Raw genomic sequence first — 9,991 nt, 5'->3', positions numbered from 1 at the left:
CGGTTCGGCCGCGCGGCACGCGTGGCGCCGCAACCKGCGCTGGATCGCCGCGCTGCTGGCAATCTGGTTCGTGGTCACCTTCGTGGTCAGCTGGTTCGCGCGCGAGCTGCGTTTCGACTTCTTCGGCTGGCCCTTCTCGTTCTGGGTAGGCGCGCAGGGTGCGCTGATCATCTACGTACTGATGGCAGCCCTCTACGCCTGGCGCATGAACCTGGCTGACGACGAAGCCGGCGAGGACGAAGCCGCCGCCCGGCCCGGGATGGACGCGCGGCGGGAGGATGCTGCATAGCAAGAAGGCGCCTGCGCCGCGTCGCGATGAACCCTCCCGCGCCCAACCCGGACCCCGGACGTCGCGCCGCAACAATCCCGCACCCCGCATTTCGCTAGCGTATACCCCGAGCGTTTAGTGGCGAACTCGGCGGAAATTGTCAGAACTCAGTAAGTTTCGCCTCCCACAATCCATTGAACTTCGGTGACTGTCCCGTGTCCGCAAGCGCGTTCCGGCTGTCCACCCGAAAGATTCCGATGACAAAACGGAGGAGACAAATGGCTAATGCGCAGAACGTGGMGATGCCTGGCGGCAGCGCCCAGGGCACGGCGATGACGGCCGAAGAGAGGAAGGTGATTTTCGCCTCCTCGCTCGGCACGGTATTCGAGTGGTACGACTTTTACCTGTACGGTTCGCTGGCGGCCATCATCKCCAAGCAGTTCTTCGCCGGGCTCGATCCCACCGCGGCCTTCATCTTCGCGCTGCTGGCATTCGCCGCCGGCTTCATCGTGCGGCCGTTCGGCGCACTGGTGTTCGGCCGCCTCGGCGACATGATCGGGCGCAAGTACACATTCCTGGTGACCATCCTGATCATGGGTGTGTCGACCTTCATCGTGGGCCTGCTGCCGGGCTTCACCACCATCGGCTGGGCGGCGCCGATCATCCTGATCGCGCTGCGCATGCTGCAGGGCCTCGCGCTCGGCGGCGAGTACGGCGGTGCCGCCACCTACGTAGCAGAGCACGCGCCGCACGGCAAGCGCGGCGCCTACACGGCGTGGATCCAGACCACCGCCACGCTCGGCCTGTTCCTGTCGCTGATCGTGATCCTGCTGTGCCGCAACCTGACCGGAGCCAACTTCGACGTGTGGGGCTGGCGCATCMCGTTCCTGGTCTMGATCCTGCTGCTGGCCGTGTCGGTGTATATCCGCCTGTCGATGAGCGAATCGCCCGCCTTCCAGAAGATGAAGGCCGAGGGCAAGACCTCCAAGGCACCGCTGACCGAAGCCTTCGGCCAATGGCGCAACATGAAGATCGTGATCCTGGCGCTGGTGGGCCTGACCGCCGGCCAGGCCGTGGTCTGGTACACGGGCCAGTTCTACTCGCTGTTCTTCCTGACCCAGGTGCTCAAGGTCGACGCCACCACCGCCAACCTGCTGATCGCGGGCGCCCTGGTGATCGGCACGCCGTTCTTCATCTTCTTCGGCTCGCTGTCCGACAAGATCGGCCGCAAGTGGATCATCATGGCCGGCTGCGCGCTGGCGATGCTGACCTACTTCCCGCTGTTCAAGGCCCTCACCCACTACGCCAACCCGGCACTGGAACGCGCTCAGCAGACCGCCCAGATCGTCGTCACCGCCGATCCCAAGCAATGCTCCTTCCAGGGCAGCCCGATCGCCCGCGAGATCGATTTCCGCAGCTCCTGCGACATCGTCAAGCGGACCCTGGCACAAGCCTCCGCCAGCTATGAAGTGGTGGAAGCCCCGGCCGGCACGGTGGCCTCGGTGAAGATCGGCGACAAGCAGATCAACGCCTTCAACGCCTCGCTGGATTCCGCTGGCCACAGCTTCGACGACGCCAGCAAGAAACAGATCGCCGCGTTCAAGAAGGAAGTGKSCGGCTCGATGGCCTCSSMCGGCTACCCGACCAAGGCAGACCCGGCGCAGATGAACACCATCATGGTGCTGGTGGTCCTCGTCATCCTGGTCATCTACGTGACCATGGTGTACGGCCCGATCGCCGCCATGCTGGTCKAACTGTTCCCGACCCGCATCCGCTACACCTCCATGTCGCTGCCGTATCACATCGGCAACGGCTGGTTCGGCGGCCTGCTGCCCACCATCTCCTTTGCCCTGGTGGCGCAGAACGGCAATATCTACTACGGCCTCTGGTACCCGATCATCATCGCCGGCGTGACCCTGGTCATCGGCTCGCTCTTCGTCCGCGAGACCAAGGACGTGAATATCTACGCGAACGACTGAGACTGATGGTTGTACAGGACTGATCCGGTAATCAGTCGCTCCAGCCGGCGGGCCGCAAGGTCCGCCGGCTTTTTTCCGGCTGGCGCAGGCGGCTTCCGGAGGTCCTCGAAACTTTTTTGCGGAAGGTGTTGACAGGATCGAAAGCCAAGGTATAATTTCGGTCTTCAACGGCGAATTAGCTCAGTCGGTTAGAGCGACGGAATCATAATMCGCAGGTCCGGGGTTCGAATCCCTGATTCGCCACCATATTTCTGGCTCTCTCTTCGTTTGCGACAGAGAAGGCTGGCAAGCAGTACGCATCATGTGAAAACCCCTTTCGGCCGACAGGCAGGAAGGGGTTTTTGCATTGTGGCCTCCCGAAGTTCGACTTCCGGAGAACATGGTTTCATGGATGCGCGACATATTCGGCGCTTGACTGGGACGTCAGCTCTGAGCACGGCTTCGGCCATTTCGCGATGCACTCTGAAGCCTCCAAGCGGATGCCCCGGCGTTGCCGCCGGGGCATCCGCATTCCTCTCAATCAATCCGCGAAATCGGTGGCCTCGGAGGAACCCCTCCACACTTCGAGGTCCTTCGCGACGGCCCTGGCCTTGTCTGCCGCAAGTTCGTTGGCGATCTTGCCCGCAAACAGATGCAGCGGCGGCGATTCGACGCTGGCGGCCTGGATGATCAATCGTGCCAGCTGGTCAGGATCTCCAGCCTGGTGGCCGTGCAGCGTGCCGAGATGCAAGTCGAGCGAAGCCTTGGCCTCCGAGTAGTCGTCGATCTGGCGCTTGGCCACTGCAAGCGCACCGCTCGACAGGAAATCGGTGCGGACCGGACCGGGATAGACCACCGTGGCGCGAATGCCGCTGCCKACAAGCATCGTGTCCACGCGGCTGGAGGGCGACCTTGCCGGCGCCACGATACGGTTGCTGGAAGTATTGACGGTGCCGCTCGATGCACAGGTGCTGGGGCCAGGTATCGTGCGAGAGATMTGCTATCGCGTGCTGACGGGCGAGCAAGGCGGGTCGATGCGTGCGGCGCTGGCGCATCACGGCCGGTTCGGACGCGTGGCGCGGGCACTCAAGCGGATTCACACCGATTACGCGACGCCGCTCAACGTCGCGCGTCTTGCCGAGKAAGCCGGCATGAGCGTGCCGGCGTTTCACGCCAACTTTCGCACGGTGACGCAGACATCCCCGATCCAGTACATCAAGTCCACCCGCCTTCATCAGGCGCGATTGATGATGATCCGCGACGGCGTGACCGCCGCGGCGGCAGCGGGGCGCGTCGGCTACGAAAGCGCGTCCCAGTTCGGCAGGGAGTTCAAGCGCTTGTTTGGCCKGACGCCGGTCGAGGAAGTGCGCGACATGCGCGAGTCGTTCACGCTCTCGCCGGCGGTCCGTTTCGGCACGTAGGCACTCACTAAGCGGCCACATCCACATGGAGCGCGCCCAACGCGGCAAGCTGCGGCCCATCGGCGCGGGTCGCCGCCAGGGGCTATCTCAGGCGATGACCTTCTACTCTGCGACAGGCTGCTCGCGCATGCGACGGGCTTCCTCACGCAGGAACTGCTGGTAATCGTCCAGATCGCCGTCGAAGGGCTCGACGCCGCCCTTGGTGACCAGCCAGAACTCGTCGCATACGGCGCGCAGCAGGGCCCGGTCGTGACTGACCAGCATCACCGTGCCTTCGAATTCGTTGAGCGCCATGCCTAGCGCTTCGCGCGTGGCCAGGTCGAGGTGGTTGGTAGGCTCGTCGAGCAGCAGCAAGTTGGGGCGCTGCCACACGATCATGCACAACACGAGCCGTGCCTTTTCGCCGCCGCTCATCGTGCTAACCGCCTGATGGACCCTGTCGCCACTGAAGTTGAAGGTGCCGAGGAAGGTGCGAAGCGATTGTTCGGTGCCACTCTGGCCGGGGGCGCGCATGTGCGGCGGCGTGTCCTTGGCAAGGCGGATCATGTGTTCCATCGGCGTGTCGAGCGGGCGCAGCACGTCGAGTTCCTGCTGTGCGAAGTAGCCGATGTTCAGGCCTTTGCCTTCGCTGATTTCGCCGGCAATCGGCGCCAGCGCGTGCGCCACCGTCTTCACCAGCGTGGACTTGCCTTGGCCGTTGGCACCGAGAATGCCGATGCGCTGCCCGGCCAGCACGGAACGGTTGATGCCCCGCACGATGACCGTGGGCGGCGTGCCCGGCAGTGCGCCGGCCGGCGCCGGGTAGCCGAAGCTCGCGTCCAGCATCGACAACAGCGGGTTCGGGACGTTGAGCGGTTCCTTGAACTMGAAGTTGAACTCTGCGTCGGCAAGCACCGGTGCGATCTTCTCCATGCGTTCGAGCGCCTTGACCCGGCTCTGCGCCTGCTTCGCCTTCGAGGCCTTGGCCTTGAAACGGTCGATGAATTTCTGCAGGTGGGCGATCTTGTCCGCCTGCTTGGCCACCGCGGCCTGCTGCAACACGAGCTGCTCGGCGCGCATGTCTTCGAACTTGCTGTAGTTGCCGCCATAACGCACGAGCTTGGCGTTGTCGACGTGCACCGTCACCTGCGTCACMGCGTCGAGGAATTCGCGGTCGTGGCTGATCACTACCAGGGTGCCTTGATAGCGCTTGAGCCACGCTTCCAGCCAGACCAGCGCGTCGAGGTCAAGGTGATTGGTCGGCTCGTCGAGCAGCAGCAGGTCGGACGGGCACATGAGCGCGCGCGCCAGCTGCAGTCGCATGCGCCAGCCGCCGGAGAARCTGTTGACCGGSTGGYYRAGCTGCKCKGCACTGAAGCCAARGCCCAGGATCAGCGCYTGGGCACGTGCGGGGGCGTCGTGTGCACCGGCGTCGTGCAGGGCCATGTAGGCGTGCGCCATGAGCATGCCGTCGTCGCTGGCCTCGGCGGCGGCTACTTCGGCCTGCGCGGCCAGCAGCACGGTGTCACCCTCGACCACGAAGTCGGTCGCGCTCTGCTCGGTCTCCGGCATATCCTGTGCGACCTGCCCCATCTTCCATGCAGCGGGAATCGAGAACTCGCCGCTGTCTTCGTGCAGCGTGCCGTTGAGAAGACCGAAGAAGGACGACTTGCCGGCGCCATTGCGGCCGACAAGACCAATCTTTTCGCCGGGGTTGAAGGTGGCGGACGCGCTGTCGAGTACGACATTGACGCCGCGGCGCAGCGTGACATTACGGACGGAAATCATAGGGAACCACTTCGGAGAAGATCGGCATCATAGCCGACCGGACGTGCAGGCCCGTCTCTTTTCTGGCCGCACGCCTGAAGAGCCGCTTGCGCCTTGCAGCGCCCACCGGCCACAAAGCAAGGCAGGCGCTGGCGCACCGGGCGTTCCGGCTGAAAAGCCGGCGAACATGGCGGTGAATGACGGTTCTTGGGCCGGGAAGCGCCATTGTGCAGGTGGCTTGAGCCATGGGCGGCGAACGCGCCAAGTGCGGAACCGAAGTATTCGAGCGCAAGCAAGGCACCGTAGAACGGGGCCACGGAGATCGCGAGAAACCTGCAGACCGAGCCGGACGTACAGTGGCACGCCTCGTTGCGCAGGGACATTGCTCGATGAGTGACGCCGAGAGCACCCGCCGGCCCGCTGTCATTCTGATCCGCGGCTCCCGCCCTCGACGGCCGTTCGCACGGCTCCGACGTAGATGCGTGAACGCCTTCGAGCCAAAGGCGCTGCGGGATCCCCAGATTCAAACCGGTCCGTTCTGCGGCCTGAAACCCCCATGCTGACAACAACAGTTGTCAGCATGGGACGTTACCAGGCTTTGAAAAGCACTCTGCCACGAAGGGCGCAGCGCAGCTAAACATGCGGGGTAGCGTCAGTATCATGCCGCCGCAATGCGCCAGGTCCGCGGTCCGCTTTCGTGGACGCTATTGCCGCTGGCATCCACGGCGACGACGAGGGGCAGGTTCTCCACATCGAACTCGTAGATGGCTTCCATGCCGAGATCGCCAAACGCAAGGACGCGAGAGGACCGGACCGCCYTGGAGATCAGATAGGCGGCGCCTCCGGTCGCCGCCAGATAGACGCAGCCGTTTTTCACGATCGCGCCGATCGCATCCGGTCCGCGCTCGGCCTTGCCGATCATGCCGATCAAGCCGGTGGACGCAAGCATGCGCTCCGCRAACTTGTCCATTCGTGTTGAKGTGGTCGGGCCGCAGGGRCCCACTACCTCATCACGCACAGGATCAACGGGCCCGACGTAATAGATCATGCGATTGCGGAAGTCCACTGGCAGGCGCTCGCCACGCGAGAGCATCYCGTCGATACGCTKGTGTGCGGCATCGCGTCCGGTCAGCATGCGCCCCGACAGGAGCAGGGTCTCGCCGGCTAGCCAGGTGCAGGTTTCCTCCCGGGTCAGGGTGTTCAGATCGACCCGGCGGCTCGCTGTGCCGTCGGGCAAGGGCAGGTCCGGCCAGAGRTCGGGAGACGGTGGAGCCAGCATGACCGGGCCGCTGCCATCGAGTTCGAAGCGGGCATGCCGCGTTGCCGCGCAATTCGGCACGACGGCGACAGGCATGCTCGCCGCATGCGTGGGGTAGGTAGCGATCTTGACATCGAGCACGGTGGTCAATCCGCCRAGGCCCTGTGCCCCGATRCCRAGCGCATTGATGCGGTCATGGATGTCGATGCGTAGCGCTTCCAACGCATTGCGCGGGCCCCGRGCCTTGAGATCGAGCATGTCGAGCGGCGCCGTCAGGCTCTGCTTGGCCAGCAGCATGGCTTTCTCGGCCGTGCCGCCGACGCCGATGCCAAGCATGCCCGGCGGACACCAGCCGGCRCCCATCGACGGCACCATGCTGACGATCCAGTCCGCGACCGAATCGCTAGGCATCAGCACCGCGAACTTGCTCTTGTTCTCGCTGCCGCCGCCCTTGGCCATCACGTCGACCACTACGGTGTTGCCGGGTACGAGTTCGACATGGACGACCGCCGGTGTGTTGTCGCCGGTATTGCGCCGCGCGAACAGCGGATCYTCGACGATGCTGGCACGCAGCGTATTGTCGGGATCGAGGTACGCACGACGCACGCCTGCATTGGCAGCGTCAACKACGCYCGACGGGAATCCGTCGAGCCGGACGTCCATGCCGACGCGTATGAAGATGTTGACGATGCCCGTATCCTGACAGATCGGACGCCTGCCTTCCGCGCACATCCGCGAGTTGATCAGGATCTGGGCAATCGCCTGTTTCGCCGGCTCGCTGGCCTCGCGTTCGTAGGCGGCGGCGAGGTGCCGGATATAGTCGGGAGGATGATGGTGACTGATGAACTGCAGGGCCGCGGCGATGCTGTCGACAAAGTCTCCATACGAAACGACGGTGGTCATGATGCCGGCCACCCCGCTTCAGAAGCGTTGCTCGCGGAACAGGCCGAGCTTCTCCTGCGCGACGCGATCCGAGTACGAGAACAACACAAGGTCCCGACTGGCATGCAGCGTGTAACGGCTCCAGCCCGGCACCACGGCGATATCGTGCGGCGCGAGCTCGAGCCGCTGGTCGCCGATCATCACATGGCCGCTGCCTTCCACGCAGACGAAGACCATGCTGTCGGTCGAGCGGTACGGCAAGGTCGCGAAGCCGGATGGCAGCAGCCGGATCATGGTGGCGATCGTCGGCATGGCCCAGCCGCCGTCCACCGGATTTGTGTAGCGCATGAGATGACCGGTGTGCGGATCGGGCGCGCCGGCGTGTGGCAACGCGAACAGCGCCTCCCGCGTGCGCGCGTAGGGATAGTTGAAGACCGGGGAATTCAACGTGGACGCCTGGTAGCCTACCGGCAACAGACCTGTGCCGTAGCGTGCGAGTGCATCGCCCGCGGGTCGCGTGACCGGTGCTTCGCCCGAATCGAACTCCTCGCGGAAGCCACCGTTGAAGAATGACACGATGGGAATATCGAGGCCATCCAGCCAGACCATGGGCGCGTTGCCCTCGTGGCCATGATGGTGCCATGTCCAGGCCGGCGTGATGACGAAATCGCCGGGTTCCATATAGGTCTTCTCGCCGTCCACGGCAGTGTAGGCGCCCGAGCCTTCGACGATAAAGCGCAATGCCGATTGGGTATGGCGGTGCGCGGGGGCGACCTCACCAGGCAGGAGCAGCTGAAGTCCGGCATACATCGTGCTGGTGATGCGCGAGGAGCCTGGCAGGCCCGGATTCTCCATCAGCAGCACGCGCCGTTCTGCTTCCTCGGCCGAAATCAGCGTCGCCGATTCCATCAGGTAGGGACGGGCCGTGGCGTAGGACCAGCGGTGCGCCACGCCAGCGGGTGTGGGTTCCGAAGGAATCAGCTTGCGCAGCCGCGTCCAGAGGGCACCCATCGCATGCGGTTCCAGTTCGCGGTAGAACGCGTCGCGCCGGGTCAACAGGTCAGGAGTGGGGTTGATTGTCATGATCGGATGTTGCATCGATATCAGTGGGCGACTACGTAATCTGGCTGGGCACTCGGCGCTGCCACACGAAAGGCCTCGTGACGCATGCAGTGCTCGTAGGCACGGCGCACACGGGGGAAAGGGTCGAGGCTGAACGCTGCACGCTGCGCATTGGCGACTTGCGGAACCAGGCAGCAGTCGGCCAGGGTGGGCGCGTCGCCGACGCACCAGCCGCCGTCCGCGGGCAGCCACGGCTCCAACGCGCTGAAGCCGGCCGTGAGCCAGTGTGCGACCCACTCGGCCTTGTCAGCGTCGGCAATACCAAGGCGGGCGCTGAGATACTTCTGCACGCGCATATTGTTCAACGGGTGCAAGTCACAGGCGATGGTCAACGCGAACTCCATTACACGTATGCGAGCCGGACCATCGGCGGGAATCAGCCGCGGCACGGGCCACTTGCGATCGAGATGGTCGATGATCGCCAGTGATTGCGTGATGGTCTGCTCGCCATCGTGCATCGTCGGAACCAGCCGGTTCGGATTGAGCGCCTGATACTCAGGCCGGTTCTGCTCGCCGGCGCGCAGGTTCACGCCGATATGGTTCCAGGGGATGTTCTTCAGCGCCATGGCGATGCGCACCCGATACGCCGCGGAACTGTTGAAGAAGTTGTGCAGATCCATGCTCAGGCCGCCTTCAGGCTACGCGCACTTCAACATCGGTGAGCCCGGCGACGCCGCCGCGCATGACATCGCCGCTGCGCACCGGCCCGACGCCTTCGGGCGTGCCGGTGAAGACGAGGTCGCCAGGCTGCAGTTCAAAGAACGTCGACAGGTTGGCGATGATTTCAGGCACCGACCAGATCAGGTTCTCCAGGTCGCTGCGCTGGCGGTCCTGTCCATCGACCTGCAGCCAGATCTCTCCGGCGGCGGGATGGCCGACCGCGCTGGCGGGATGCAGCAGCGAAACTGGCGCGGACTGATCGAAGCCCTTGCCGAGTTCCCAGGGGCGGCCTCGGTCGCGCGCCGCGATCTGCAGGTCGCGCCGCGTCATGTCGATACCGACCCCATAGCCCCAGATGTGCGCATTGGCATGCTCGACCGGTATGTTCCGGCCCGCGCGGCCGATCGCCACCACGAGTTCAATCTCGAAGTGGAACTGCTCGGTCGCCGGCGGATAGGCGATTTGCGCGCCGGCGCCCACTGGTGCGACCACAATGGCATCGGCAGGCTTGCAGAAGAAGAACGGCGGCTCCCGGCTCGGGTCCATGCCCATCTCGCGCACGTGCGCGGCGTAGTTGCGGCCAACACAGTAGATGCGGCGAACGGGAAACTGGTCGTTGCCGCCAACCACGGGAATCGTAACGGCAGGAATGGGCGGAATTACAAAGGTCATGTGG

General features: G+C 64.3%; 8 protein-coding genes, 1 tRNA gene and 1 pseudogene. 4 read left to right on the top strand and 6 right to left on the bottom strand.

Going from position 1 to position 9,991, the window contains the following annotated elements; all coding sequences use genetic code 11:
* The 3 genes from AC1DKV_RS39380 to AC1DKV_RS39370 all read left to right on the top strand — a co-directional run.
* A partial coding sequence (locus AC1DKV_RS39380; RefSeq protein ID WP_477139616.1) for a DUF4212 domain-containing protein occupies positions 1-289 on the top strand: 289 nt, incomplete at its 5' end.
* A 257-nt stretch (positions 290-546) separates the two neighbouring features.
* A complete protein-coding gene (locus AC1DKV_RS39375) occupies positions 547-2,247 on the top strand; it encodes an MFS transporter (RefSeq protein WP_477139615.1) in 1,701 nt (566 codons plus the stop codon).
* Positions 2,248-2,416: 169 nt separating this feature from the next.
* A tRNA-Met gene (locus AC1DKV_RS39370) sits at positions 2,417-2,493 on the top strand.
* Positions 2,494-2,767: 274 nt separating this feature from the next.
* Here the strand turns inward: AC1DKV_RS39370 and AC1DKV_RS39365 are convergent.
* Positions 2,768-3,112, bottom strand: a complete 345-nt coding sequence (locus AC1DKV_RS39365; protein ID WP_477131834.1) for a Rossmann-fold NAD(P)-binding domain-containing protein — start codon at positions 3,110-3,112, stop codon at positions 2,768-2,770.
* Here AC1DKV_RS39365 and AC1DKV_RS39360 point away from each other — a divergent pair.
* Positions 3,111-3,647 (top strand): annotated as a pseudogene (locus AC1DKV_RS39360) (AraC family transcriptional regulator); the annotation flags it as partial. The gene AC1DKV_RS39365 and the pseudogene AC1DKV_RS39360 overlap by 2 nt on opposite strands.
* A 102-nt stretch (positions 3,648-3,749) precedes the next feature.
* On the opposite strand, the gene AC1DKV_RS39355 reads toward AC1DKV_RS39360, so the two are convergent.
* The 5 genes from AC1DKV_RS39355 to AC1DKV_RS39335 all read right to left on the bottom strand — a co-directional run bounded on the left by AC1DKV_RS39355 (position 3,750) and on the right by AC1DKV_RS39335 (position 9,987).
* On the bottom strand, positions 3,750-5,414 hold the full coding sequence (locus AC1DKV_RS39355; RefSeq protein WP_477139614.1) for an ABC-F family ATP-binding cassette domain-containing protein: 1,665 nt from the start codon (positions 5,412-5,414) through the stop codon (positions 3,750-3,752).
* A gap of 637 nt (positions 5,415-6,051) precedes the next feature.
* The gene (locus AC1DKV_RS39350; RefSeq protein WP_441643538.1) at positions 6,052-7,554 is read right to left on the bottom strand and encodes a fumarate hydratase; all 1,503 of its coding nucleotides are present in this window, start codon (positions 7,552-7,554) and stop codon (positions 6,052-6,054) included.
* A gap of 18 nt (positions 7,555-7,572) precedes the next feature.
* Positions 7,573-8,616, bottom strand: coding sequence for a gentisate 1,2-dioxygenase (gene gtdA / locus AC1DKV_RS39345; protein ID WP_441624445.1), 1,044 nt, complete (start codon positions 8,614-8,616; stop codon positions 7,573-7,575).
* A gap of 20 nt (positions 8,617-8,636) precedes the next feature.
* On the bottom strand, positions 8,637-9,275 hold the full coding sequence (maiA, locus tag AC1DKV_RS39340) for a maleylacetoacetate isomerase (protein WP_441624447.1): 639 nt from the start codon (positions 9,273-9,275) through the stop codon (positions 8,637-8,639).
* Positions 9,276-9,288: 13 nt separating this feature from the next.
* On the bottom strand, positions 9,289-9,987 hold the full coding sequence (locus AC1DKV_RS39335) for a fumarylacetoacetate hydrolase family protein (RefSeq protein ID WP_441624448.1): 699 nt from the start codon (positions 9,985-9,987) through the stop codon (positions 9,289-9,291).
* Between the last annotated feature and the right edge of the window lie 4 nt (positions 9,988-9,991).

The sequence above is a fragment of the Cupriavidus sp. 05T41 genome (assembly GCF_056396525.1).
The sequence above is the reverse complement of the archived record's forward strand: the minus strand, read 5'-3'. Positions and strand labels throughout refer to the sequence as shown.

What these genes read in the sequence shown, in the direction of transcription:
- gtdA (WP_441624445.1), bottom strand. Translation starts at nt 8,616, where the DNA reads ATGACAATCAACCCCACTCCTGACCTGTTGACCCGGCGCGACGCGTTC.
- maiA (WP_441624447.1), bottom strand. Translation starts at nt 9,275, where the DNA reads ATGGATCTGCACAACTTCTTCAACAGTTCCGCGGCGTATCGGGTGCGC.
- AC1DKV_RS39335 (WP_441624448.1), bottom strand. Translation starts at nt 9,987, where the DNA reads ATGACCTTTGTAATTCCGCCCATTCCTGCCGTTACGATTCCCGTGGTT.